Raw genomic sequence first — 25,500 nt, forward strand, 5'->3', positions numbered from 1 at the left:
AGTGTACGATTTCTTAAGTCGCCTCCTTAGCTCAGTGGATAGAGCAACAGCCTTCTAATCTGTCGGTCGCTGGTTCGAGTCCAGCAGGGGGCACCATACGAGCAAAGGGCAGTCGGGCAGACCGACTTCCCCTGAGGCTTTTGCGTGCAGCTTAGAGTGCAGCTTGCGTGTCGCAGCACCGTTGGCTCAGCAGCCCGCTGCCCCACCGCGGCCCAGAAATAGGATTGCGCACAGGCTCTCCCCGACAGGCACGTTATCGCCTACATCAACTGGGCTTTCCAGAGCGGCACATAAGAGCCGCCTCGTGCGCTTCTCCCCCGAGGGGCAAGAGAAAACCAGCCACTCATGCAGCCGATCCGCCTTTCGCATTTTCCGGCGAGGGACATGCTCTGCCAAGAACTGGTGTCGCGACAGAACACCCCCGGAAGGTTCGATCGCCCCGATACAAGCGGCCACGTGCCGAAAGAAAGACCTTGCGGCTTTGGCGGCCCCTATCTTGACGACTCGAGTTGCACTCAGGCAGCGAAGAGCGAATGTGACCACAAAGCAGGCCGCCTCTACTGAGCATCAAGGAAAACAGTGAACCACTAACGGTCACTCTCCCAAGAAGTTCAACCAGGGGTCCTGGGGCATCTCCACGCAGGCAAGCCGGACACCACAAACACGCTGACGACCCACTCTCCATGCCCTATACCGCAGGCTTCCATCAATGGATCCAAGAGACCGACCACGCACTCTTGCCCGCGAAGAGCTGCCCACGGAGACGCACACCTGTGCGGGAAGCACGGAAGGGGACTCGCGAAACTCGAGCCGGGGTGAGCGTCAGCCGAGAATCTGTTTCGCGACACCCAAAGCCGCAGCGCCATCGAGTTCTGGAAGATTTGCCCACCGGCCGCCAGACACCGTCACTTCAACACCCGGAACCCAAACGGTTGTACCGATGACTGCCGACAACCCAATATCGACAGTCATCGTGTAGGCCTGTCCGTCATTCGCGGCGACCCAATCGTCGCTGATGGCTTCGTAGCCGCTCATGCCCGCCAGAGGGCTGTAGTCAGGTCGTTCGCCGAGCCGAGTTACGTTGACCTCGACGGAACGCGCATTGTCTGGGGTGACCTCTTCGGGCGGGGTATTCCAGCCGCACTGAATGACGTCTTCTGAGACATTGTTCCATTCGTAGGGTTCGAACCCTTCAGTCCACGTCTCGACGAACGGCTTAATATCGTCGCAAGAGGTGATCTTACTCAAGGAGATTTCGTCGCTCGAGCTGTCATCTGTTACAGGAGGATGCTCGGTAGCAACTGGCGTTTCCAGGGTGTCTTCCTGAGCGCCAGCGCAACCGGATAGAAGGAGCCCGAATGCACTTGCTGCCATAACTAGTGGAAGTCTTCTCATGGAATAAGCATAGAACGCGCTTAGCAAATACCCAACTATCAGATGTATGCGAAATGTGCACAAGAAGTTACCACTCCCCTTCAGAAGCACTCCCCCTGCGCTTACATCAACACAAGCATCGTCCCCACATTGCTGATGGCGGCATGTCGCCGGCCCGGCCTCACCGGCATGGTTGCCGACGACTGCTTGAACAACTGGCCAGCCTTGAGAGTCCTGGGCGTTGCCACCCTCACGCCCGGCAATGGTCGCCGTCATCGCGCACCCACCGCTGGTGCCAAGGGCAAACATACATGCCACTCACTGTGTGGCACCAGCGCTTCCAACGGTTGCACCTACCAGCTGGGCGCGTGCAGCGAGAAGTGAGTCATCTCAGCCCGGCACAGAATCGCCCCACACTGAGAGCTCTAAGCCCCCCCCAACCGTGAACGCCTACACATCATTCAGCTAAGGGAATCCGCGTACAAGCTACCCTTGAAGCATGCGAACTCCGGGAGAGAACTGGCGCAGGCGGCGGGGCTTCATCGCCGGGCCCGGCATCGGCCTGCTTGCGGGTCTCGCTCTCACCCTGATCACGGGAGATGCGTTTCCGATCGGAGTCGTAAATGGCACTGCGATAGCCGCTGGGCTGGCTGGCGGGGCCGTGTACGACTCCGTGCGAAGGCGTCGCGCCGACAAGTAGCGCAGCTAAGGCAGGCCCCGCTGACACCCCAGCCAGCGCAGACACCCCAGCCAGCGCGAGCGGCCTCAGCCCTGCTACAGGTCGGCCCCAAAGTACCATCCGCTTGGCACCGTGGTGCGACGCCAACGGCGACCCTCGCTGCGAGAGTAGAAACATGAAGCACACCACATCGACCTCGCTCCGCATCTCAGCCGCTCTTGGCGCCGCTGCACTACTCGGCGTCTCCCTCACCGGCTGCAGCGCCATCGCGAAGCTGCAGCAGTCCACCGCAGACGCGTGGGCAGTCACCTACGAAGTAACGGTCGAAGGCGTCGACACGGCGACCCTCACCGACGTCTCGTACCTCGACCAAGAGATGCGCACCGCGGAGCGCACATCGGTCGATGCCGGCACAGTGACCGCCTCGGCTGCGGTCGACGGCACCGCGAGCTGGAAGGTAGAGTCGATCGTCGTTGTCGGGGATGAGGCGAAGGTCAGCGCCACCGCCGCGGAGGGCGAGCGAGCGACGTGCAGGATCCTGCTCGACGGCGAGCGCGAGATCGCGACAGCGACCGGCGAGCCCGGCTCAGCTGTGACCTGCGAGGCGATCGCTCCCCCGTTCGATAAGTAGTCCGTCTCGCGCGGGAGCCGCGGGAGCCCGCGGGGCGAGAACGGCGCCGAAAGTTCCGCCTCGCGGGGGAAGACCACCCGCACCGGGCGACGTACCGTTGGACGCATGAGCGAGAACAAGCACCCCCTCATGAACGCCTCAATGACATGGACAGTCGCCGGGATCCTGCTCGGCGCGGCAATCGGCGCCGGTATCGGCGCACTCGCGGGCCGCGTCGAGATCGGCGCCTGCCTCGGTTTCGCGATCGGCGCCGTCGTCGGCTTCATCGTTGGTATGCCGCGCCGCAAACGCTAGCGCAGCCCCACGCCCAAGCCAACGCCCGCGCGCCCGCCCACACGCCCGCGCCCCGCGCCCCGCTACGCCGGAAACACCCGGCGCATCTGAATGTAGGTGTCGGCAGCGCGCTGGTGGGCGTCGATCTGCGGCACGAGCCTGGTGAAGTGCTCGGTCGCGCAGTGCGCGTCGAGCGCCGCACGGTCGGGCCACTCCTCGACAAAGATGAAGTGGCCCGGGTCTTCCTGATCCACGAACAGCTCGTACGAGACGTTGAGCGGCTCCAGGCGGGTGAGTTCAACGAGTTCGCGGTAGAGCGGGAGCACGGTCTCGATCGCGTCGAGCCTGATGAAGTCTTGAGCAATAACCTTGAGCACCGCTCCAGGCTACGGGACCCTGAGCCGCCAGAGCGAGGTGACCTCGCGCTCTCGACGCTCCCGCGCGTGAGCGGCAGCTCAGCTGCGAAGCTGCCCGCGCTGGCCCGCGCTGGCCCGCGACAATGCTTCGCACACAACCGCGATTCAGCAATCATGAGCACAGATGGGAAGGCCCCCTAACCGTCGAAGATGATGAGGTCTCGCAGCGCCTCGCCCTTGCGCATCGCGTCGAACCCCCTGTTAACGTCTTCGAGCGCGATACGCGAGCTCACCATCCCTTCGAGGTTGAGCTTGCCCTGCAGATACATTTCCACGTACTTCGGCATCGCCAGCCGGAAGTTTTCCGTGCCCATGTAGGAGCCCTGCAGTTTACGGTCGTCGAGCAGCATGCGCCCCTGCACGGGGAACGTGCGCCCACCGGGCATGAGCCCAACGATTGTTGCAGTGCCCCCCACGCCCAGGCATTCAAACGCCGCGGTCGCAGTCGCGACAGCCCCGACTGCCTCGAGACTGTGGTCGACGCCCCGCCCAATCGCATCGCGGATCTGGTCCGCGAGGTTGCCGTTCGGTTCTGAAACGACCGCGTGGGTCGCGCCCAGTTCCATCGCCACCTCAAGCTTGCTTGGGTTCAGGTCGACTGCGATGATCTCCGTTGCGCCGGCAATCCGTGCGCCCTGGATCGCGCTCAACCCGATGCCGCCGCACCCGAGCACGGCGACACTTTGTCCTGGCCGAACCTGGGCCTTGTTGAACACCGCGCCCAGGCCGGTCGTGACACCGCAGCCAATGAGCGCCGCGAGATCGAGTGGCATCCGCTCGTCAATACGAACCACCGCGCTCTCGTGCACGAGCAGCATCTCAGAAAAACTCGAGACATTGAGAAACTGGTGCAGCTCTGCCCCGTTGCGGTGCAGCCGTGGCCGCTCGCCAGCGGCTCGAGCAGACGGGGCGCTTTCACAGAGGTACGAGCGCCCGCCAAGGCAGCGGTCGCACTTGCCGCAAAACGTTGCGAGACAGGTGATCACGTGGTCGCCTGGAGCGAACCCCTCCACACCGCTGCCGACCTCTTCGACGACGCCGGCGGACTCGTGTCCGAGCACCGATGGCCGGGGTATCTCGAACATTCCGTCGAGGTGGTGAAGGTCGCTGTGGCACAGCCCGGCAGCGACCGTTCTGATGAGCACTTCGTTCGGGCCAACGCCGTCTACCGAGATTTCTTGGATATCGAGGTCGGTTCGCCCATCCTCGAGAATTGCTGCCTTCATGGTGATGTCTCCTCAGATCGTGATGTGTTGTCGTGGCCGAGCCGCTCGGTGTGCGCGGCTCGGCCACGGGTGCAGCGCTATGCGCGCAGTGCCCTGCGTTCTTCGCACAGGCGCACGAACCGGTCAAAGACGCCTCCGTGGTCCTTCATCTCGGGGTGCCACTGCACCCCGATCAGGCCCCGGTCGATGTCTTCGACCCCCTCGACCGTGCCATCGTCGGCGGTCGCGGTGACGGCAAGTCCTTCTCCGACCTCGTCGATGGCTTGATGATGGAACGTCGCGACGTCGAGGGTGTCGCCGATCGCGTGCCGCAACCAGCTTCCCTCGACCGTATGCACGGCATGCTCCCCAAATGCCTCTCCAAATGGTTGGTGGGCTTCGCTTCCCCCCACGTGCGGCGGCAGGTGCTGAATGATCGTGCCGCCCAGCGCGACGTTCAGCAGTTGGTGGCCGCGGCAGATCCCGAGCACCGGCACGCCAGCCGCGATCGCCGCACGCACGAGCGCGAGCTCCCATGCGTCGCGCTCGGCGCTAAATGGCCCTGCCTCCGGCGCCGCAGCCTGTCCGTAATGCCTCGGCTCAACGTCAGCGCCGCCCGCGATCACGAGCCCATCCAGCCTGGCAACGATGTCAGCTGCCTCCTGGATCAGGTCTTCGTGCACGCGGCTCGGCACTGGCAGCAACATGACCGTCGCCCCGGCCTGTTGGAGATGGGTCGAATAGCCTGCGGTCAACAGGTGTGCTCGGCCAGCCACCCACCGCCACTTGGCCTGCTCAATAGGCGCTGGGATCGCGAGCATGGCCCTCGTCTCACGTCCCAACGTTGCCGATGCCTGATGCGTCATCGTGCACCCCCTTTCTCTGTTGTTTCATTTGCCGGGTCGTTTCAACCGGCCGGTTGTTCCCCATACGCGGGCGCTACTCGCCCGCGTAATAGCTGTCTGCAACATCAAGCGCGGCGTCGATGATCGCGAGGCCGCGTTCGAGGTCTTCCTCGCTGATGATGAGCGGCGGCGCAAGTTGCAAGCGATTGAAGTGGGCGAACGGCCAGAGCCCTGCGTCCTTACACGCAGCGACGACTGCGGCCATCGGCGCCGCGGCTTCCCCGGCGGCGTTGTATGGCACGAGGGGCTCTCGGGTTGCGCGATCCCGGACAAGATCGAGCGACCAGATCATTCCGGCCCCGCGGACCTCGCCGACCGACGGGTGCTTCGCCGCCAGTTCGGCGAGCCGGGGCGCCACCACACGCTCCCCGAGGTCGCGCACTCGCTCAAGGATTCCCTCGTCCTTATAGATGTCGAAGGTGGCGACCCCAGACGCGCACGCAAGCGGATGGCCGGAGTAGGTGAGGCCCCCGGGGAACGGAGTCGTGGCAAAGGTCTGGTGGATCGCGTCGGATACGACGACCCCACCCAGCGGCACGTAGCCGGAGTTCACGCCCTTGGCGAAGGTCACCAGATCGGGCTTCACATCAAATGCCTGGTACGCGAACCACTCGCCGATGCGACCGAACCCGACCATCACCTCGTCACAGATCATCACGATGCCGTACTTATCGCACAGCGCACGCACACCGGGGAGGTAGCCGGGCGGCGGGACAAGCACGCCGTTCGTACCAGTCACCGTTTCCAGAATGATCGCGGCGATCGTGTTCGCACCCTCAAGCTGAATCGTCTGCTCAAGGTGCGCGAGCGCGCGCTCGGTCTCCTGCTCTGGCGTCTCGGCGTAGAAGGCGGACCGGTAGAGGTAGGGCCCCATGAAGTGCACGACCCCGACATCGAGTGTCCCGTTTGCCCAGCGACGTGGCTCCCCCGTCAGCGTGATCGCTGTGGCCGTTGATCCGTGATACGAGCGATAGCGAGCCAGCACCTTGTTGCGGCCGGTGTGGTGCCTCGCCATACGAATGGCGTATTCGTTTGCGTCGGCCCCACCATTCGTAAAGAACACCGAGCGCGCACCGTCAAATGAGACGTCAACGATTCGCTTGGCGAGCTCGCTCCGAACATCATTCGCAACGGCGGGCTGAATGGTTGCCAGACGCCCAGCCTGGTCTTGGATCGCACGCACCATCCCCGGGTGCTGATGCCCGAGGCTCAGGTTGACGAGCTGCGAGGAGAAATCAAGGAACTCGTTCCCGTCGTAGTCCCAGAATCGCACCCCCTCACCCTTCGCAATGGGCAGCGGATCGATCGCGTCCTGCGCCGACCACGAATGGAAGACGTACTGGCGGTCGTTCGCCCTGACCTCGCGCTGAGCCGCGGTGTCACCAAAGCGCTCCTCGGCACCATTCATTCCAACAAAATCTGACATCTCTTCGTTCCTTTCACTCTTCACCGAGGACGATCCTCACCACCAGGGACACTGCACGGCACTAGTCCATGAGCGGCATCACGAAACTCGCGCCCTCCTTCACGCCGCTCGGCCACCTGCTCGTGACGGTCTTTGTCTTGGTGTAGAAGCGGAAGGAGTCGGGCCCGTGCTGGTTCAGGTCGCCAAAGCCAGACTTCTTCCACCCTCCGAACGTGTGGTATGCGATGGGCACCGGGATGGGCACGTTGATGCCGATCATGCCGACGTTCACACGGGCGCTGAAGTCGCGCGCCGTATCGCCGTCGCGGGTGTACAGCGAAACACCGTTGCCGTATTCGTGGTCTGAAGCCAAGGCGAGCGCTTCTTCGTAGGTGTCGGCGCGCGTGATGATGAGCACCGGCCCGAAGATCTCTTCGCGGTAGAGCGTCATGTCGGGGGTGACGTTGTCAAACAGCGTGGGGCCGACGTAGAAGCCTTCCTCGTGGCCGGCAACCGTCAGGCCGCGACCGTCGGCGAGCAGCGTTGCCCCCTCGTCGACGCCGATCTGAATGTAGTTTTCGACTCGGGCTTTGGCCTCGGCGGTGACGAGGGCGCCGTAGTCGGATTCGGGGTCCATTGCCGGGCCGACCCGCAGGTGCTTCACGCGCTCACTGAGCTTCGCCGACAGCGCTTCCGCTGTCTCCTCGCCAACCGGCACCGCCACGGAGATGGCCATGCACCGCTCGCCGGCGGAGCCGTAGCCGGCCCCAATCAGTGCATCCGCGACCTGGTCGAGGTCGGCGTCGGGCATGACGATCATGTGATTCTTCGCCCCACCGAAGCACTGCGCCCGCTTGCCGTTCGCGGCTGCTCGCTCGTAGATGTACTGGGCGATCGGAGTGGATCCGACAAACGCAACGGCCTTAATTCGGTCGTCATCCAGCAGGGTGTCCACGGCCTCTTTATCGCCATTCACCACGCTGAACACCCCGGCGGGGAGCCCGGCTTCTTGGAGCAACTCGCCGAACCGCAGCGGAACCGATGGGTCACGCTCCGACGGCTTCAAGATGAAGGAGTTGCCCGACGCGATTGCCGGCGCGAGCTTCCACAGCGGAATCATTGCTGGGAAGTTGAACGGGGTGATGCCCGCAACGACACCGAGCGGCTGGCGCATCGAGTAGACGTCGATCCCGGTGCCGACGGCGCTCGAGTACTCACCCTTGAGAAAGTGCGGGGCAGCAAGCGCAAACTCCACAACCTCGATGCCGCGCTGAATGTCGCCCTTCGCGTCTTCAAAGGTCTTGCCGTGCTCGTTCGAGATGAGTTCTGCAAGCGCGTCGCGATCGCGAGCAACCAGGTCAATGAACTTCATCAGCACCCGAATACGGCGCTGGGGGTTTGACGCTGCCCAAGCGATTTGCGCCTCGGCTGCCACTGAGATCGCGGCCTCGAGCTCTTCCTTGCTTGCGAGCGGCACGCGGGCCTGCACCTGCCCCGTGCTGGGGTTGAAGACGTCAGCGAACCGCCCTGACGTGCCCTCGCGATACGCGCCGTCAATAAAGTGTGTGAGTGTGCGAACAGCCATGGTTCTCTCCTTCGAGTTGAGTGTTTTTGTGCGCCACGCAGCATCGCTGCACAGCGTGGTTGGTGGGCCGGGTGCCGGGAAGTTGGCGCCCGACACGGGGATCGGTAATCGTGACGCGCTAGAGCTCGAATGCCCCCGAGTCGACGCCGACAACGCGGTCGCCAAGGAAGAATCGAACCCCGTATTGCGGGGCGTGCCCGCCAATACCGCTCGACCCCCAGAACGTCTGCTGTGACCCGTCAGCGAGGTCCGACATGAACGTGCCGTTGATGCGGATCTCGCCCGCTCTGATTCGCGACCCCAGAGTCATGGCCGCCTCAATATCTGCGCTGAAGACGTAGGCGTCGAGGCCGCCCTCGGGCGCATTCGCGAGCCGCAGCGCCTGTTCGTCGTCGCTGAACGAGTGGAGTGTCAGCAGCGGACCGAATAGTTCCGTCGTCGCGTGCTCGGGGTCGACGCCGACGATCACCCCTGGAGCGACGAACCAGCCGTCGAGCGCCGGCAGTTCCTGCTTCCCAATGAAACGGCCTCCGAGGCTCTCGAGCCGGGCCACTTCGGCGCGCAGCGCGTCTCGGTGCCGTTCGAAGGCAAGCGGGCCCAGCTGCGTCTCGTCATCTAGCGAACTCCCGATCTGCAGGGCATCGAATTCCTCTCGGAGCGCCTCCGCAAGGTCGTCGTGCAGGCGCTCATGGACGAGCACCTTCCCCGGCGCCTCACACCACTGGCCGTTGACGCGAGTGGTGCCCTGCACCAGCGATGCGGCTGTCTGCCGCACATCCGCGTCCTCCCGAACGATGACGGTGTTGTTCGAGCCCAGTTCCATCTGCATGACCATCAGTGCAGATGCGGCCTCCTGCGCCACCGTGCGCCCGGTCTCCACGCCCCCGGTGAACACGAGCGCGGCAACGCGGCGATCGCTCGTGAGCAGCGACCCGATGGACGATCCGCCCTGCACGAGCTGAAAGTAGGCCGGCGGGAGCCCTCGTGACTCCATCACCGACACCAAGATCTCGGCGAGCACCTGCACACCCGTCGGAGTGTTCTCCGACGGTTTGAGAATCACCGGGCACCCGGCAAGCAGCGCGGCGGCGACTTTGCCCGAGGCGGTGAACGCAGGCACATTCCACGGTGCGATGATCACCGCTGGCCCGATGGGTTCACGCAGGAGCTTCACCGGGAACTCGGCCGAGCCGAGATCCACCGCTTCGCCGAGCGCCACCGCATCGCTCACCATCGACCGCACCCGCGCGCCAAGGGAGGCGGCGACGAGGCGCGTCGTACGAATCGTCGCTCCCGTGGTGATCGCGTCTTGCACCGCGATCGCCTCCTGCTGTCTGTCGAGCTCCTCGGCAAATGCCTCGAGGAATTCGACGCGCTCGCTCAGCGGGATCGTGCGGGCGAGACCGTCCTGGTCGAAGCGATAGGCCGCATCCAGCGCCCGTTCCACTTGCTCCGGTGTCGTCGTGAGCTTCGGCTGCCGCACCTCGCCCGTGTTCGGGTCGCACAGTGGCCGGCCGCTGTCTTCCAGCTCGATCCAGCTGCCGTCGATGTACGAGCGTTGCACCACAATTGGGGGCTGAATGCTAGTCATTTCCTGTTCCTTCCAACACCGGTTGCGCTGACATGCGCAGCGCAGCGATTCGGGCCGGGGCGTTGACGCCGATCCAGCCGGTACTCCCGTCGTCACCATCCACCCGGTACACGACGCCCCCGCGGGAGGTGCTCTCAAACTCAATTTCGATCTTGCCCTGACGCCGAACGGTGCCCAACACCTGAATCTTTCGGCCAGCGACGTCGGTCCAGAAGTAGGGCAGTTCTGCCGAGGTGATTGGAGCCCCGGTCAGATGCTCTGCGAGCTGTGCGCCGTGCTCCTTCGCCGCACTCCAGCTCTCCGTGCGCAGGACGTCGCCGGTTGACAGCACGCGCGTCACGACGTCGCCGACCGCGAAAACATCGGGATGGGGTCCGTTATCGGTTATCACGCGCCCGGTGTCGTCGCAGCGCAGTTGCCCGGCCGTGAGCAGCCCGCTCTCTGCGAGCCAAGCGACGGTGGGGCTCACACCGACGGCGCTCACCAGAACGTCGAACGGGAGCTGGCTGCCGTCACCGAGCTCGACTCTCCAGTCGCCCGGCGCACCCGCAATCCGTTCAATGTCAACGCCCCACCTGCAGTCGACCCCGGTCGACTGCAGCCAAGACGTCACATCGGCGCCGAGGTACCCAACGAGTAGCCGTTCGAGAGGACGATCGGCTTTGTCAAGCAGCACGACCGCTGCGCCGTTCGAGCTGAGCGAGGTCGCGAGCTCGGCCCCGATCGCGCCAGCGCCGATGATCCCGACGCGAGTACCGGCTCCGGCCGCGGCGCGGAGGCGATCTGCGTCTTCGGCCGAGCGAAAGTGACACACTCCTGGCTGCTCGATCGGCAGACGCATCGGGGTCGCCCCCGATGCAATCACGAGAGTGTCGTAGGTGAGCTCGCGTACCGCGCCGTTGGGCTCGACGTACGTGAGCATTCTTGCCGCGGTGTCGAGGCCGGTCGCCTCGCCGACGGTAATGGTTGTGCCAGCACCCCACTCGACGCCGATATCGGTGTCGTCGGGGTCCGTGAGATACCCCTTCGAGAGCGGTGGCCGATCGTAAGGCATCCGCGCGTCCCGATCCACAACGACGATCTCGCCCTCGTGACCCAGTTCGCGAAGCCGACCGACGAATGCCTCGCCCGCGGTGGAGGCTCCCACCACAACAATGCGGCGCGGCTCGGAGCTCACTTTCCTACCTCGACGTCTCGCACCTTGATCGCGCGTTCGGGGCAGTTCTTAATCGCTTTCTGGGCGCTCTCCTCGTCGTAGGCTCCCTCGCGGCCGGGGAGCACGTAAGCGAACCCCTCCTCGTCGATGCCAAAGGTCTCTGGGGCGATTGACCAGCAGCGCGCGTGGCCCTGGCAGCGTTTGGGGTCAATGTACAGCTCTTGTGACATGTCAGCTACTCCTCGATCAGGCGAACGGTCAGTGGGCCAACGCCGTGCCACACTTCGCCGCCCGCGTTTTCAAACGCTGGGACCCGCTTGAGGAACTCCTCGATGCCAATCACCATTTCCTTTCGGGCCAGGTTTGACCCCAGGCACCGGTGCGGACCACCGCCGAATGAGAGATGGCGATTGTCCTCGCGGTCGATCTTGATCTCGTGCGGATCCTCGAAGATCTCGGGGTCACGGTTACCCGCACCGAAGACGAGAACGACGCGCTCGCCGGCCTTGATCTCTTGCCCCTGCACGACGGTGTCTCGCATGCAGGTACGTGCCATCGCCTGCACCGGCGACATTGTGCGGAGGAACTCTTCGACCGCCGCGGGAATCTGGTCGGGGTTCTCCCGGAGCTGTTGTTGCGCCTTGGGATTCTGCGCCAGGTACCAGAGCGAGGAACGAAGCCCCCAAGCGGTCGTGTCGAGCCCCGCGATGAACAGAAGGTAGCTGTACGAGAGCATCTCGTCGAGCGTGAGCTCGCGGCCGTCGACGCGAGCATTGATGATCTTGTCCATGAGGTCGTTGCGCTCGCCGCCCTCGGCCTTGCGGGCCGAGATGATTCCCTCGAAGTAGCGCAGAATCTCGGCGCTTGCTGCTCGCGCAATCTCGGGGTGTTCGGTGCGCTCGTAGAGCACGTCATCGACCCACTTATCGAACTTCGGCCAGTCCTCTTCTGGGTAGCCGCACAGGCGGCTAAAGATGATCGTTGGGAGCGGGCGAGCGAACAGCGTCGAGACGTCGACGACGCCGTTGTTCGCCGCTGCCGCTTCGACGACCTCGTCGGCCAGCTGCCTGGCGGTCTCGATCATGCCTGGTTCGAGCTTTGCGATGTTCATCGGGGTGAACAGCGGCAACAGCACCTTGCGGTACCCGGTGTGCTCGGGTGGATCCAGGTCAATGGGAATCATGGGCATGCCCATTTCGAGGTCGGGCAGGAGCATCGTCGGGGTGACGGAGAAGGTCTCGTAGTCCTGCTCCGCTTCGAAGATGTCGTCATTCTTTGCGAGAAACGCGAATCCGCCGTAGCGCTTGCTGCGCCCGACCGGGCACTCGTTCACCATGACCTCGTAGTCCTCGAAGATGTCGTCGAGGTTGTCGCCGTGGTAGCTAAAGTTCTCTAGATCTGCTTTGGTCTTCGCCATTGGTTCTTTCCTTTGCTTGTCGTGGTTCGCAGGTTTCCGGTGGGCACGTCACATGCGTTCGAGATAGCGCTTCACTTCCCAATCAGTCACCGCCAATCGTGACTGCTCTGCTTCCCACTGACGCATTCGCGCGTAGTGCTTCACGAAGGATTCCCCGAAGTAGCTCTTCGCTACCTCACAGTTTGAAAACAGATCCGCCGCTTCCTCGAGCGAGATCGGCAGGTGCAGCTCCTCGCTGTCACCGATGCCGTAGGCGGTGCCAACCACGGGCTCCCCCGCTTCAAGCTTCCTGTCGATGCCGTCGAGGCCGCTGGCGATACTCGCTGCGATCACAAGGTAGGGGTTCGCGTCTGCCCCCGCCAGCCGGTTCTCAACCCGTGCGGAGTGACCGCCCGACGGAATCGACCTGATGGCGACCGTGCGGTTGTCGACGCCCCACGTGCAGTTCGTGGCCGAGAAGTCGCCCGCCGCCGCGCGCTTGAAGGCGTTCGGAGTCGGCATGTAGATGGCCGACATGTGTCCGGCGTTGCGCAGGATCCCCGAGAGATAATTCATACCGAGGCCGCTGAGGTGGCGAGGAGACTCGGGGTTCGCGAACAGCGACTCCCCCGTCTCCCGCGACAGCAGGCTCAGGTGCACGTGCCCCGAACTACCCGAGACATCTGACTTCACCTTCGCCATGAACGATGCGGTGTAGCCGTGCTCGGCCGCGACCTCTTTGACTGTGTTCTTCAGGATCAAAGCACTGTCAGCAGCGAACATCGCGTCGCTGTAGTGAATATTGACCTCGATCTGGCCGGGCCCGTATTCGCTGTTGCTCGCTTCGATGAAGACGCCCATCTTGGCGAGGCGGTCACGAATGTCGCCGATGATCCACTCCGTGCCACTGTCGCGAGTAAAGCTGTAGGGGAAGATCCCGTCGGTGATTGGGGTGAGATCTGAGTATCCCTGGCTCGCAAGCTCGTTCGGTGTGCCCTTGAAAAGGTAGAACTCAAACTCGTACGCACAGATGGGATCGAAGCCGGCCTCCTCCGCCCGCCCGATCACTCGGCGCAACACCTCGCGCGGGGCCAGCTCGAGCGGCTCACCCTCCGGCGTAAACGCATCACAGATCACCGCGGCGACCCCCGGCTCCCCTGCTACAAGGTGCAGCGTCGACAGATCTGGCACGAGTGCGAGGTCAGGGTAGCCGGTGTGTGCACCCGTGTAGTCGAGGCCGGGAATCGGCTCGGACTGAGGATCCCAAGCGAAGAACAGGTCGGCGAAGTGGCTCCCCTCTGTGGCGACGGTCTTCAAGAAGAACTCCGTCATGATCCGCTTGCCACGCCACATCCCTTCCATATCGGGTGCGCCTACTTTGACAACCTTTACGCCGTTGTCCTCCAGGTAGGTTTTCAGATCGGTTTCCGGGTCGTACCCACGAACTTCTTTGTTCATTTCGAGGAAGGCCTTTCTTCTTTCGATGTGTGTTGCTCCACCGTATTCAAGGAACCCACCCCAATCAGTGTGCTTTTCGAACACAGCTCGCTCAGTGACAGTGCAGACGGAACGTCAGCGTCCAGCACAGCTGTCGCTCCGGAGCTACCGCACGAGCGACCGCAGCCGACGCAGGGCCACTGAGAGCGTCTCGAGTCCGGTGTCGCTGCCTGCTGCTGTCGCCTCGTGAGCTTCTGCGAGCGCCCGCGACGCGTGCGATCCGCCCTGGCCCAGCCAGTCATCGATTCGCCCCTCACACGTGCCGTGCGGCGTGAGACTGGCCACCGAGTCCGCGAGGTCGATCATCACTCCATACAGGTCATCTCGCATCGCAGCGCGCGCCATCGATCCCCAGCGGTCGCCCTGCGGCAGCGCCGAGACGCGCTCGAGCATGTCGTCGAAACGCACTCGGGCGGCGAGCGCAAAGTAGAGTTCCGCGAACTCTGTCAGTTCCCACCCGCCCGTTCTGGCACGTTCGACGATGTCGAGCAACGGGATTGATTCGAGCAGCCCCGCGCCGCGCCGCGCCAGTTCTTCGGGCACCCCAGCGGCCACGAACGCTGCCGAGCGCCCCCTGAATTTCTCTAGGTCGGCACCGCACAGCAGGCGCTCCATGCGCACGAGCTGGCTCTGTAGCTGGTCGCGGCAGAGCGCGATCTCTTCGCCGACGTCAATGCCACCTGCGCGGTGCTGCACGAACCAGCGCGCGGCTCGGTCGAGGAGCCGCCGAAACGTGAGATAGAGGTTCGTCTGTACGGACGTCGGCACGACGTTGTCGGTGCGCTCAACTTCCTCCACGAACCCGCTGAGGTCGAAAACCTCGCGCGCAACAATGAACGCACGTGCGATCTGTTCACTCGTCGCACCGGTCTCATCAGCGGCGCGATAGGCAAAGGTGATGCCGCCCCGGTTCACGAGCGAGTTGACGACCGAGTTCACGATTATCTCGGAACGGAGCGGGTGAGCAGCAATCTCTTTCGCGTACTCGGCCCGCAGCGCCTGCGGAAAGTACTCGGAAAGCGTGTGGGAAAGCCACGGGTCTTCAGCAAGGCCGCTGAGCATGAGTTCGTCTTTCAACGAGATCTTCGAATAGGCGACGAGCACGGCGAACTCCGGCCGAGTGAGCCCCACCCCAGACTCAACAAGCTCGGCGATTCGGGTGGCACTCGGCAGCCCCTCGAGGTCGCGGTCGAGGACCCCACGGGCTTCCAGCGAAGCAATCAGCCGTTCGTGGCTCGGCAGCATCTCGACTGCGGTCTCTCTGGAGTTGCCGAGCAAGACGTTCTGCTCATAGTTATCGCGCAGTACCTGCGCCGCAACCTCGCTCGTCATCGACTGCAGCAGCTGGTTCCGCGCGTCACGAGTGAGTCGGCCCGCTCGCTCTGCCTCGCCGAGCAAGATCTTGATGTTCACCTCGCGATCGGAGGTTCCGACCCCGGCCGAGTTGTCGATCGCATCGGTGTTGATCCGGACACCGGCTCGCGCGGCCTCGACTCGCCCCAGCTGACTCACACCGAGGTTGCCGCCCTCGCCGACGACGCGCGCACGCAGTTCCCGCCCGTCGACGCGCACGTCATCATTGCCCCGGTCGCCAATCGATGCCTGCGATTCCTCGCTGGATTTGACGTACGTGCCGATCGCTCCGTTCCAAATGAGGTCGACAGGAGCGAGCAATACAGCACGCTTGAGCTGGGCCGGTGTCAGCGTTGTCACGGCGGCAGCGAGGCCGAGCGCCTGGCGCATTTCGGGGGTGATGTCGATCGACTTCGCGCTCAGCGGGAACACCCCTCCTCCTGGCGAGATGAGCGCGCGATCAAAGTCGTTCCACGACGAGCCCGGGAGCTCAAAGAGTCTGCGCCGTTCGGTGAAAGTCGCCGATGCATCGGGATGCGGATCAACAAACACGTGGCGGTGGTCGAACGCCGCGACCAGGCGAATGTGTGAGGAGCGGAGCATACCGTTGCCAAACACGTCACCCGACATGTCGCCGACGCCGACAACGGTGAAGTCTGCCGCTTGAGTGTCGTGCCCAAGCTCACGGAAGTGGCGTTTCACCGATTCCCACGCTCCGCGAGCGGTAATGCCGAGGCTCTTGTGGTCGTATCCGGCCGACCCTCCCGAAGCAAAGGCGTCGCCCAGCCAGAATCCGTATTCCTCGGAGACACTATTCGCGAGGTCTGAGAACGTTGCGGTGCCCTTGTCGGCAGCGACGACGAGGTAGGAATCTTCGGGGTCGTGACGCACCACGGCTGCCGGGGGCACCACTGCCGAGCCCTCCCGGGTGTCAGTAACATCGAGCAGCCCTCGAACGAAAGTCGCGTAGGCGCTGCGGCCAGCCGCGAGCCATGCTTGTCGATCGCTCGAGGTCGGCAACCGTTTTGCAACGAACCCTCCCTTCGAGCCGGTCGGCACGATCACCGCGTTCTTCACCATCTGCGCTTTCACGAGGCCGAGTACCTCCGTGCGAAAGTCCTCGCGCCTGTCGCTCCACCGCAACCCGCCGCGGGAGATCGCTCCAAAGCGGAGATGCACCCCCTCCACCTCGGGCGCGTACACCCAGATTTCTGCCATAGGGCGGGGCTTAGGTAAGCCGGGCACGCGGCTGCAGTCGAGCTTCATCGATACCCACGGCTTCGAGCTGCCGTCAGCGGCAGGCTGGTAGAAGTTCGTGCGGCTGATCGCACCGATCACCCCTGCGAACGTGCGCAGAATTCGATCATGGTCGAGGCTCTCGATCCCGGCGAGCAGTGATGCGACGTACGACTCTTGGTGCGCGCACCGTTCGGCGCGGTCTGTTCCCGCGGCAGGGTCGAACCGCACCTCGAACAGCCGCACGAGCTCGGCTGCGATCTCGGGGTGTGCAATCAACGCCTGGTTGATGTAGTCGACGGAGAATGCTGACCCAATCTGACCGATGTACAGTGCGACCGCGCGGAGCGCGACGATGCTCCTCGCATCGAGGCCTGCGAGCAGCACCAGCGAGTTCAAGCGATCGCTCTCAATCTGCCCCGTCCATGCCGAACGAAATGCGTCATCAAATGCTTCGCCCCAGGCGGGGTCACCCCAGAGCTGTGACGCTGGGCCGCGAAGCCCAAAGTCGGCGAGGTACCGGATCCGCCCATCTGTGAGCGAGATCGTGTACGGACGCTCATCAATCACGTCCGCGCCCAGATCGGTGAGCACCGGAAGCACCTCGGTAAGCGGGTACGGCCTGTGCGAAGCAATCGTATGCACCCGCCTCGTGCGGTCGGCTGCTTCGGGGGCGCCCAGCCGTACGGCGAAGTCCGTGTGCTCGAGCTCCTCGAGCACCGCAATGTCGAGCAACGCCTCGGCTGGCGCCACCGCTTCTTTGTAGGACTCGGGGAACGCGTCACCGTAGCGGTCGAGCAGCGCCGTACCCTCCCGCCACCCGAATCGCGCGTGCAGGGCGTCGCCGAGATGTTCAGCCCAGCTGCGTACTGCCTGTTCCACCTTGTGCTGCAGTTCGAGTGTGTCGAGTGCCGGAGGTACGGCTCCCCTGCGCAGCCGCACCACAAAGTGCAGCTGCGCAAGCGGAGCATCCCCAATTCGCGCCGCCTGGTCAATACCCGCCGCATCGAATGTCTCGCTCAGCAGTCGTTCGATCCGCAGCCGCACGGTGCTGCTGTAGCGATCCCGCGGAATGTAGACGAGCACCGAAATAAAGCGCCCAAACTCGTCAGCGCGCATGAAAGTTCGGGTGCGCCGCCGCTCGGAAAGCCGGCTCACCTCGGTCGCTACCTCAAGCAGATGCTCTGCCGAATCCTGGAACAGTTCGTCGCGCGGGTACTGCTCGAGCACCTGCAGCAGGTCCTTGCCCGAGTGCGAACGTGGCGCGAATCCCGAGGCCGCGAGCACGTCCGCAACCTTCGGACCAACGATCGGCAGTGTCATCGCAGACGCGGCGTACGCGGCTGAGGTGAACAGCCCCAGGAAGCGAATCTCGCCCGTCACATCGCCATGCTCGTCGAAGGTGCGAAGCCCAATGTAGTCGAGAAAGCTATCGCGATGGACGGTCGCCCGAGAGTTCGCCTTGGTGATCGTGAGTAGACGCGGGTCTCGCGCGGTGCGGCTCGCTTCCTTGCTGAGGTGAGTGATTGGGTTTCGCGTCCGGCGGAGTATTCCGAGCCCGGTTTCTGGCATTGCCCGCAGCACCGATACCCCGCGGTGGTCGGTCTCCAGCGTGTGCTCCCGATACCCGAGAAATGTGAAGTTGTCGGCTGCGAGCCACCGCAAGAAATCGACCGTCGGCGCAACTGATGCCTGGTCGACTGAGGCAGGCGGCTGCGCGTGAAGGCCGCTAGCGATGTCGAGGCACACCGCGCGCATCGCTTGCCAGTCGTCGACGGCGAGGTGGACGTCACGCACGACGGTCTCGATGCGCTCGGCCACCTCGCTGCGCACCCGCGCAGAAGCAATCTCGTCCACCTCTAGGTACAGCCACGATTCGGGCTGGCCCTGTGCAGTGCCGAGTTCGATGATCTCGCCTGCCCTGCTGCGGAGCACGGGGACGATTGGGTGCGCGAGCAGGCGGATCTCGAGGCCCTCACGAGCGATCGCAGCGGCCACCGAATCGACCAGAAAGGGCGCGTCTGCGGTGCATACGGCGACGGCGGTACGGCGCGGGGCGGGCTCGCCTTCGTTCCTCGTTTGCGGGGTGACTGCGACGCGTATCTCGCCCGGACTGCGCGTTTCTGCGATCGCGCGAAGCGTAGCAGCGATATCTCCGAGGGCGCGCGACGTGTGCGGAGCATCGCTGGCGCCGTCAATTGACTCGGCGAGCAGTGAAACGATCGGTCTGAGTTGCGGATCAAGCTCATCGGTCGTTGTGGGCAGCTCAGTTTTGGGCAGCTCTGTGGGCGCGAAAGGACTAGTCAACTCAACCTCGATGTTTCGTCAGAAAGTGCCCGCGTATTCGGGCGGTGTGCGGCGCAGATAGTGGGATGCGGAGGCATGTCTCGGCTCCCACTTCGCTGGAACCTATCAAACCGAGAATGCCCAGTCCATAGCCGCATATGGGCAAAGAATCCATAGCGCGGCACATCTCACCACACTTCTCACCAGCTTGCCCTAGCGCTCTTGCTCGCGCCTCACAGCTCACCTACAGTCTTGGCAATCTGTGACTGCAGATTGCACTCCTCAGGGGTGTTTTTCATTCAATCAGGAGTCAGAATGACAACTTTAGACGGACAGCCAGTCCAAGAGTTTCGCAAGAAACTCGGGCTCCCGGATGTGATTGCGCAGAGCTTGTCTGTGATTGCGCCCGCCATGTCTGGCGCGTTTCTCACATACCTCGCTGCCACGCAGGCCGGAGGCGCAACACCGGTTTCTTTCTTACTTGGGGCACTCGGAATGCTGTGCGTTGGGTCTGTCGTAGCCCTCTTCGCAAAGAGCCTCTCCTCATCCGGATCCATGTACACGTACCTGAGCAAAGGCGCCAGTCGTACCACTGGATTTGTGGGCGGGTGGGCCTACGTCAGCGCGTACCTTTTGTTCGGTTCAGGAGTGCTCGCGGGGTTCGGCTTTTTCATGGCGCAACTCGTGCAAATGCTCTTTGGCGCCGCCGTTGATTGGTACTGGTTTACGCTCATCGGCATCGTAGTAATCGCAGCGCTCAACTTCTTCAACATCGCCGTTTCAACACGAAACCAGCTCATCTTCCTCGTCCTCAGCATGGTTGCCATGCTGACGGTCTCATTCATTGTGATCGCAATTGGTTCGCCCGAAGTCAGTGTCGTCGACGGGCAGACACCAATTGCTACCGCCGGCCAGAGCTGGGACGGTGCAGCCTTCTGGCCACCGGCGGCGGGTGCTTCCTGGATGGGCATCTTCTTTGGCATGAGCTTTGCGATGCTGTCGTTCGTTGGGTCAGAGTCAAGCGCCTCGCTGTCTGAGGAGACTCGCGACTCGAAGCGAAACATCCCACGCGCCGTCATCGGCTCCATCGTGATCGCTGGCGTGTTTTATCTCATCGTGAGCTATGCCACCGCCATCGGCTTCGGCGTGCAGCAGGCGAAGACGGATTGGCCAGCGTCGGCCACCGGCCTCGCAGGCCTGGCTCCGAACACGTTCACCTCGGCGGTCGTGCTTGCAGCGGCTGCCGGCGCAAGCCTGTTCTGCGCACTCGGCCTACACACCGCGTCATCTCGCGTGCTGTTCGCTATGGGCCGCGAAGGCGTCCTCCCCAAACGGCTCGGGCGCTTGCATCCACACTGGAACACGCCGTGGAACTCGATGGTACTCGCGATCGCCATTTGGATCTTGCTGATCTTCGGCTCGGTGCTCGTTGTCTCGCGCGACGCCCAAATTGCGCTCGCGGGCGGCACCGACGACAACGTCACGGGCGGCGTATTCGCCTTCACGCTCCTGCTCAACTTCGGCACCCCGATCGTGATGTTCGTGTACCTGATGCTCGGCATCGCCGGCATCATCCACGGGATTCGGAACCGCCTCACCAAGTTCGTCTGGGCGGGAATTGGAGCCGGGGTATTCGCCACGGTTGCCATTACCGGCGGACTCTACTTCTCGTTTGTGCCCGACGCGCCGGGCGGAGACATTCCTATGGCGCTTCGCCTGATCCCGTGGGTTGGCGTCGCCGTCGTCGTCGCAGGATGGAGCGTGGCCGCGTGGACCAAGCGGGCCCGCGCACAGGCATGGGCCGATATGGGTCGCGTGTTCGATGAACTCTAGCCGTTCCTAGGGGCAGAACACAGAGCGGGTGTCCGGTGAGCTTTCACCGGACACCCGCTCACGTGTTGACTATCTCCGCTCCTGCGTCACGGTGCTGAGGAAGTTGCCCACCAATCGTTCGCACGCCGGGGCTACGATCGCGTCACGCGCCCAAAAGTCCTCGACCGAGGCGTCAAATCTGGCCTTCAACTCGGGGTTGGCTGTGTGGTCTTCCAGCCCCACCCAGGTCTCGTAACTCGCTGGGCTGACCTCGGGGTGGAACTGCACTCCCCAGGTGGTGCCGCTGCGGAATGCCTGATGGGGGTAGACATCGCCCGTTGCGAGCAACACCGCGCCCTCGGGCAAGCGCACGACCGCATCGTTATGCATCGAGCCCGAGTAGAACACCTCGGGAACTCCCTGCAGCAGCGGGTCGCGAGCACCCTCATCCGTGATGCGAATGCCGGCCACCCCCGCCTCGAGGCCCGGTTCACCGAGCTGCACCTCGCCGCCGAGCGCCGAGGCGAGCAGTTGCGCCCCCAGGCACACTCCCAGCGCGGGAATGCCCTCGCGGTGAGCTTCTCGGAGACGTTCGCGCATATCCTCAAGCCAGGGGTACGCAGCGGTGTCGCGGTCTCCCATGTCACCGCCGAGCACGATCAGACCGGCGTAGCCGTCAAGCGAAGGCGGCATGTCCGTTGAAACGCTCATGCTGTACACGCTGAGCTCGACCCCGTGGTTGGAAGCCCACTGGGCGATCCGGTCGGGGCCGCAATTCTCATCGGGTTGGAGCACCAGAATTGAGGGCGTATGTTCTACCCGCGTAGCAGCCAATGTCTCTCCTCTACGCGCCGAGTGGGCCGCTCACTCGGCCCGGGTGCAGACTCTGCGCGTCACAACGATACAATCTCTCGCGACCCGACAGTCGGCCCGCTATGTGCTTTCTGCACATACTTCGGGCATGAAGCGTACACTTCGCATTCGCGGGAATTCTGGCTATCGCCGAGAGTTGGATAACCCAAGCTTTCTCAATGAAGAGCACCTCACAGCTTTCCCGAGCCGGACCGTAGTCGCCTGCATCACAGGCCAGGGCACAGGGGCCGATGAGCAGTCGTCTCGTGCTCCTCAGAACCGGGCAAGCAACCTCCCCGAGCGATTGGACATGATGAACTCGATCTCCGACGCCGAGCTCACAATTCTGTACGGCAGCCAGACCGGAAACGCGGAGTTTCTTGCGTACAACCTTTGCGAGCAAGCGCAGCAGGCTGGCATACAGGCCGAGTTTCTGACGCTGAACGATGCCCTGGCTGCGGGGAACCTCTCGTGGCAGCGGCTACTCATCGTCACCTCAACCCATGACAATGGCCACATGCCAGACAACGCCGACGCGTTCTGGAGCTGGCTCACTTCTCTCGATGACCGGCAGTATGCGGGGCTCCCCTACGCGGTGCTCACTATCGGCGACTCCATGTACGACGACTTCTGCAAAGCTGGCAGAGACTTTGACGCGGCCTTCGCAAACTTGGGAGCAACCCCCATCCTCGACATGATGGAGTGCGATGTCGATTTCGATATGACGGCACCGCCGTGGATCAAGAAGTTCCTCGCGGCCGTGCCCGATACACCGTCGTGGAGCCCCGGGGCTTCGGAGCACATCGACACTGACACTGCCGGCGAGTTCGTCGCCGAGGCCGAAGAGTGGCATTCGGCGCACGTCTCCGCTATCCGGGCGCTCTCCGGTCCCGCCTCAAATAAGAGTGCGTTCCACCTCACGCTCGAGCTACCTATCTCGTTCACCTATGTGCCCGGGGATTCGCTCGACACCAGAGCGCTCAACAATCGAGTACTCATCGACGAGTGGCTTCGCGCGTTTCCGGGAGAGGAGACAGTAAGCCTCAATGGCGAGACCGTACGACTGTGGGATGCGCTGCGGAGCCATCTCGAGCTGCGCATTCCCCACGTCGGCCTGGTCAACACTCTCGCGAGCCGGGCTCAGGCATCAGCGGGGGTTGAGCTCGCAAGACGCATGGTCGAGTCCGGCGACCGCCAAGAGATCGATGCGTGGCTCTGGGGCAGGGATGTCCTCGACATTGTGCATGAGTTTGGGCTCGCCGGGAGCGAACTGCAGCCCATCGTCGACGCCATGCGGCCATTGCAGTTCAGGTCGTACTCCATCGCATCCAGCCCCCGGGTGCACCCTTCAACCGTGGGGCTCACGATTTCGTCGGTGGAGTATGCCGCAAACGGTCGCGAGCATTTCGGCACCGGCAGTTCACACCTCGAGGCGCTCGTTGGATCACAGGTCTCTGTGCGAAGGGTGCCAGCGCGCAGCTTCCGCCTGCCCGACACTCCCGACACACCCGTCATCATGATCGGACCAGGAGTCGGTGTCGCTCCGTTCATCGGATTCCTGGAGGATATCGAAGCTCACGGCTCGGCGCGGGATACGTGGCTCTTCTTCGGCGATCAGCATCGGGCGAGCGATTGGTTGTACGAGAGCCAGATGAAGGCGTGGCTGGACTCTGGTGTGCTCACCCGGCTCAACCTCGCATTCTCGCGCGACCAGGCGGAAAAGCAGTACGTTCAGCACGAGTTGCTCACGCACGCGTCGGAGATTCGTGACTGGATAGCTCGAGGTGCACACGTCTACGTGTGTGGCGATAAGAACCACATGGCGCACGACGTCGAGCAGACTCTTGCGCACATCCTCACGGGCGACGAAGCGGATGTCGCAGCCGGCGCCGGAGCAGCCTCACTCGAAGCGCTGCGAACCGCTGGCAGATATGTCAAAGACGTTTACTGATAGAAATGCATTGGGACGCGACACTCGTGTGAACGCCGCGTAGGCCAAGGCGAGAAACCCTGCACAAAGCACGCTGTTTCACCACTCAACGACGAGGAGGAGGCATCACGTTGAAGGACCCTCGCACAAGCCAAGATGACGCCCGCGCAAGATTCTCCGAGCGACGAGCCAACGTACTGTCGGGCCTCATTCGGCTCTTCACCCTCGGAAAGGAGCCTGCCGAGCTCGTGGAAGCGGCCGTCAACCTCGTCACCGAGGCAACCGGCGGCATGAGTGTCTTCGTGTACTTCTGGAACGAGAATTCGGATCAACTCGTGCTCAGCAACATGACCGATACCGATATTGCCTACTCCGAGAAGAGTGTGCGAATGCGGCTTGGTGAGGGTCTCACCGGCTGGAGCGCCCTGCACAGAAAGCCGCTCTTGCTCAACCATGACTTCCGGCAAGATCCGCGTTTCTTCGATATGGGTGTCGACGAGAACGAGTTCCGGTCTGCGCTCATCGCCCCGATCCACGACGACGAGAAGCTCTACGGGGTGTTTTCGCTCTACTCAGTCGAGGGCGACGCGTTCGGCGATGACGAGTTGGCAATCGCGGAGGAGGTCGGGCTGCTTCTTGCGAGCGCCCTCAAGCGGGCGGATACGGTGCACGAACTCGAGCTCCAGTCAGCGACAGCCCGCTTTCTCATCGACCTCCCCAAGACCGCAAGCGCCTCCTTTCCGGCGGCAGCTCGGGAGTGCACCCGACGCATCCTCACGCTGCTCGACGCCGACGTGTGCATCATTGATCACGTTGGCTGGCTCTCAATGGCCACCGAGCCGATCGCCGTCGCAGAACGCCTGGGAGACCCGCAGCACCCCAAGGTCTGGTTGAGCCATTCCAAAACCCAGGCGCACGACCTCGAGGCGCGCTATGAAGCTGAGGGGTACGACCAGATTTCTGCCACGCTCGGCTACGGCGTCTCGAGCGGCGTGCTGACGTGCTTTCGCGCGCGCCGCTTCACGAAGGAGGAGACCCGCCGGCTACACATGCTGGCTACCCAGGTCGGCGTGCTCATCGAGAACATCGGGATGGTCCCGAACCGCGCAGCTCAGATCATGGCGCTGCTCGCGTCGGACCGCGAGGATCACATGCTCGAGAGCCTGGGGCACCTCGGGTGGAAGGGCAATGGCTTTGTTCCCGTGCTTGTACAGGTGAAATACATCGGCGCCAACGCTGATACGTTCGGCCGTGTCGTGCAAGAGACCGTGCTCGCGGAGCTCGGGCCGGAGACACTGCTCGCGCACTCCGGCACGCTGCTCGTGCTACTCCTCCATGCCGACCAGTCAACGCCCGAGGGAAGCGCACAGGCGCGAGTCGCGGCCTGGCTTGCGCGCCTGGAGGACAGGATAGGTCTGTCGGCCGATGTCGGAGTCGGCGAAAGCACGATTCGCAGCAACAGTATTCGCCAATCGCTCGCGCAAGCACGGGTCGCTCTCGCATGGTCGAGCTTCTCCGCGACGAGAAAGTCCTCGCAGCAGATCGAATACAGCGCCGTTCGCGAGGTTCGCTCGCTCCCGCAGCTCGTGTGCGAGCTCGCACCCCGAGTGAAGATGTACCTGGCGAGGCTCGCTCCGCTGCAACACTATGACCAGCGCCACGGAACGCAGCTACTTGAGACCGTCGAAGCACTCGCACACCACGGCGGTTCGATCGTCAGCGCCTCGGAGTTCCTCTTCATTCACCGAAATACTCTTCGGCAACGGCTCTCGCGCATATCCGCGCTCATTGGCGTCGACCTCCACCAAGACAGTCGCTGGCCGGAAATACTCATGGCCGCTCAGCTCCTCAGGCAAGAGATGCCGAAGGTCGCGCACGCGTCCCCCAGCCTCGTGGGTGCGATGTAACCGCGAGGCTG

At 63.4% G+C, this 25,500-nt stretch carries 19 protein-coding genes and 1 tRNA gene; 7 read left to right on the forward strand and 13 right to left on the reverse strand.

Going from position 1 to position 25,500, the window contains the following annotated elements:
* Positions 1-20 precede the first annotated feature (20 nt).
* Positions 21-96 (forward strand) — tRNA-Arg (locus tag FB468_RS04575).
* A gap of 726 nt (positions 97-822) precedes the next feature.
* On the opposite strand, the gene FB468_RS04580 is transcribed toward FB468_RS04575, so the two are convergent.
* A complete protein-coding gene (locus FB468_RS04580) occupies positions 823-1,374 on the reverse strand; it encodes a hypothetical protein (protein WP_141886293.1) in 552 nt (183 codons plus the stop codon).
* Positions 1,375-1,873: 499 nt separating this feature from the next.
* Between FB468_RS04580 and FB468_RS04585 the strand changes: the two genes are divergently transcribed.
* The 3 genes from FB468_RS04585 to FB468_RS04595 all read left to right on the forward strand — a co-directional run bounded on the left by FB468_RS04585 (position 1,874) and on the right by FB468_RS04595 (position 2,978).
* On the forward strand, positions 1,874-2,074 hold the full coding sequence (locus FB468_RS04585) for a hypothetical protein (protein ID WP_141886294.1): 201 nt from the start codon (positions 1,874-1,876) through the stop codon (positions 2,072-2,074).
* 154 nt (positions 2,075-2,228) lie between these two features.
* Positions 2,229-2,684 carry a hypothetical protein gene (locus FB468_RS04590; RefSeq protein ID WP_141886295.1) on the forward strand — a complete coding sequence of 152 codons (456 nt, stop codon included), beginning with the start codon at positions 2,229-2,231 and terminating at the stop codon, positions 2,682-2,684.
* Positions 2,685-2,789: 105 nt separating this feature from the next.
* Positions 2,790-2,978: a hypothetical protein gene (locus FB468_RS04595; RefSeq protein ID WP_141886296.1), complete on the forward strand. Its 189-nt coding sequence runs from the start codon at positions 2,790-2,792 to the stop codon at positions 2,976-2,978.
* 62 nt (positions 2,979-3,040) lie between these two features.
* Here FB468_RS04595 and FB468_RS04600 read toward each other — a convergent pair whose 3' ends face one another.
* The 11 genes from FB468_RS04600 to FB468_RS04650 all read right to left on the reverse strand — a co-directional run bounded on the left by FB468_RS04600 (position 3,041) and on the right by FB468_RS04650 (position 19,009).
* Positions 3,041-3,334: a putative quinol monooxygenase gene (locus FB468_RS04600; protein ID WP_141886297.1), complete on the reverse strand. Its 294-nt coding sequence runs from the start codon at positions 3,332-3,334 to the stop codon at positions 3,041-3,043.
* Positions 3,335-3,510: 176 nt separating this feature from the next.
* Positions 3,511-4,599, reverse strand: coding sequence for a Zn-dependent alcohol dehydrogenase (locus FB468_RS04605; protein ID WP_141886298.1), 1,089 nt, complete (start codon positions 4,597-4,599; stop codon positions 3,511-3,513).
* A gap of 77 nt (positions 4,600-4,676) precedes the next feature.
* Positions 4,677-5,444, reverse strand: coding sequence for a gamma-glutamyl-gamma-aminobutyrate hydrolase family protein (locus tag FB468_RS04610; protein ID WP_211359084.1), 768 nt, complete (start codon positions 5,442-5,444; stop codon positions 4,677-4,679).
* A 73-nt stretch (positions 5,445-5,517) separates the two neighbouring features.
* On the reverse strand, positions 5,518-6,909 hold the full coding sequence (locus tag FB468_RS04615) for an aspartate aminotransferase family protein (RefSeq protein ID WP_141886299.1): 1,392 nt from the start codon (positions 6,907-6,909) through the stop codon (positions 5,518-5,520).
* Positions 6,910-6,970: 61 nt separating this feature from the next.
* Positions 6,971-8,473: a CoA-acylating methylmalonate-semialdehyde dehydrogenase gene (locus FB468_RS04620; RefSeq protein WP_141886300.1), complete on the reverse strand. Its 1,503-nt coding sequence runs from the start codon at positions 8,471-8,473 to the stop codon at positions 6,971-6,973.
* A 118-nt stretch (positions 8,474-8,591) separates the two neighbouring features.
* Entirely contained in the window at positions 8,592-10,064 is a 1,473-nt protein-coding gene (locus tag FB468_RS04625; RefSeq protein WP_246055754.1) for an aldehyde dehydrogenase family protein, read from the reverse strand.
* On the reverse strand, positions 10,057-11,241 hold the full coding sequence (locus FB468_RS04630) for an NAD(P)/FAD-dependent oxidoreductase (protein ID WP_170219624.1): 1,185 nt from the start codon (positions 11,239-11,241) through the stop codon (positions 10,057-10,059). The genes FB468_RS04625 and FB468_RS04630 overlap by 8 nt, the downstream gene beginning before the upstream one ends.
* The gene (locus tag FB468_RS04635; RefSeq protein WP_141886303.1) at positions 11,238-11,450 is read right to left on the reverse strand and encodes a ferredoxin; all 213 of its coding nucleotides are present in this window, start codon (positions 11,448-11,450) and stop codon (positions 11,238-11,240) included. The genes FB468_RS04630 and FB468_RS04635 overlap by 4 nt, the downstream gene beginning before the upstream one ends.
* 5 nt (positions 11,451-11,455) lie before the next feature.
* Positions 11,456-12,637 (reverse strand): cytochrome P450, encoded by a 1,182-nt coding sequence (locus tag FB468_RS04640; protein ID WP_141886304.1) that lies wholly within the window; start codon positions 12,635-12,637, stop codon positions 11,456-11,458.
* 48 nt (positions 12,638-12,685) lie between these two features.
* The gene (locus FB468_RS04645) at positions 12,686-14,074 is read right to left on the reverse strand and encodes a glutamine synthetase family protein (protein WP_141886305.1); all 1,389 of its coding nucleotides are present in this window, start codon (positions 14,072-14,074) and stop codon (positions 12,686-12,688) included.
* Between the two features lie 144 nt (positions 14,075-14,218).
* Positions 14,219-19,009, reverse strand: coding sequence for an NAD-glutamate dehydrogenase (locus FB468_RS04650; RefSeq protein ID WP_246055755.1), 4,791 nt, complete (start codon positions 19,007-19,009; stop codon positions 14,219-14,221).
* Between the two features lie 294 nt (positions 19,010-19,303).
* On the opposite strand from FB468_RS04650, the gene FB468_RS04655 reads away from it, so the two are divergent.
* The gene (locus FB468_RS04655; RefSeq protein WP_141886306.1) at positions 19,304-20,821 is read left to right on the forward strand and encodes an APC family permease; all 1,518 of its coding nucleotides are present in this window, start codon (positions 19,304-19,306) and stop codon (positions 20,819-20,821) included.
* Positions 20,822-20,890: 69 nt separating this feature from the next.
* Here the strand turns inward: FB468_RS04655 and FB468_RS04660 are convergent, their stop codons facing one another.
* Positions 20,891-21,595, reverse strand: coding sequence for a type 1 glutamine amidotransferase (locus FB468_RS04660; protein ID WP_281290288.1), 705 nt, complete (start codon positions 21,593-21,595; stop codon positions 20,891-20,893).
* A 367-nt stretch (positions 21,596-21,962) separates the two neighbouring features.
* Between FB468_RS04660 and FB468_RS04665 the strand changes: the two genes are divergently transcribed.
* Positions 21,963-23,603, forward strand: a complete 1,641-nt coding sequence (locus tag FB468_RS04665; RefSeq protein ID WP_170219625.1) for a diflavin oxidoreductase — start codon at positions 21,963-21,965, stop codon at positions 23,601-23,603.
* Positions 23,604-23,713: 110 nt separating this feature from the next.
* Positions 23,714-25,489, forward strand: coding sequence for a helix-turn-helix domain-containing protein (locus tag FB468_RS04670; protein ID WP_141886309.1), 1,776 nt, complete (start codon positions 23,714-23,716; stop codon positions 25,487-25,489).
* Positions 25,490-25,500 lie beyond the last annotated feature (11 nt).

This window comes from Leucobacter komagatae (assembly GCF_006716085.1).
In the GTDB taxonomy this organism is placed as follows: Bacteria; Actinomycetota; Actinomycetes; order Actinomycetales; family Microbacteriaceae; genus Leucobacter; species Leucobacter komagatae.

Coding starts and splice junctions, on each gene's coding strand:
- FB468_RS04620 (WP_141886300.1), bottom strand. CDS start 8,473: ATGGCTGTTCGCACACTCACACACTTTATTGACGGCGCGTATCGCGAG.
- FB468_RS04645 (WP_141886305.1), bottom strand. CDS start 14,074: ATGAACAAAGAAGTTCGTGGGTACGACCCGGAAACCGATCTGAAAACC.
- FB468_RS04585 (WP_141886294.1), top strand. CDS start 1,874: ATGCGAACTCCGGGAGAGAACTGGCGCAGGCGGCGGGGCTTCATCGCC.
- FB468_RS04655 (WP_141886306.1), top strand. CDS start 19,304: ATGACAACTTTAGACGGACAGCCAGTCCAAGAGTTTCGCAAGAAACTC.
- FB468_RS04635 (WP_141886303.1), bottom strand. CDS start 11,450: ATGTCACAAGAGCTGTACATTGACCCCAAACGCTGCCAGGGCCACGCG.
- FB468_RS04590 (WP_141886295.1), top strand. CDS start 2,229: ATGAAGCACACCACATCGACCTCGCTCCGCATCTCAGCCGCTCTTGGC.
- FB468_RS04625 (WP_246055754.1), bottom strand. CDS start 10,064: ATGACTAGCATTCAGCCCCCAATTGTGGTGCAACGCTCGTACATCGAC.
- FB468_RS04595 (WP_141886296.1), top strand. CDS start 2,790: ATGAGCGAGAACAAGCACCCCCTCATGAACGCCTCAATGACATGGACA.
- FB468_RS04665 (WP_170219625.1), top strand. CDS start 21,963: ATGATGAACTCGATCTCCGACGCCGAGCTCACAATTCTGTACGGCAGC.
- FB468_RS04615 (WP_141886299.1), bottom strand. CDS start 6,909: ATGTCAGATTTTGTTGGAATGAATGGTGCCGAGGAGCGCTTTGGTGAC.
- FB468_RS04580 (WP_141886293.1), bottom strand. CDS start 1,374: ATGGCAGCAAGTGCATTCGGGCTCCTTCTATCCGGTTGCGCTGGCGCT.
- FB468_RS04610 (WP_211359084.1), bottom strand. CDS start 5,444: ATGACGCATCAGGCATCGGCAACGTTGGGACGTGAGACGAGGGCCATG.
- FB468_RS04640 (WP_141886304.1), bottom strand. CDS start 12,637: ATGGCGAAGACCAAAGCAGATCTAGAGAACTTTAGCTACCACGGCGAC.
- FB468_RS04605 (WP_141886298.1), bottom strand. CDS start 4,599: ATGAAGGCAGCAATTCTCGAGGATGGGCGAACCGACCTCGATATCCAA.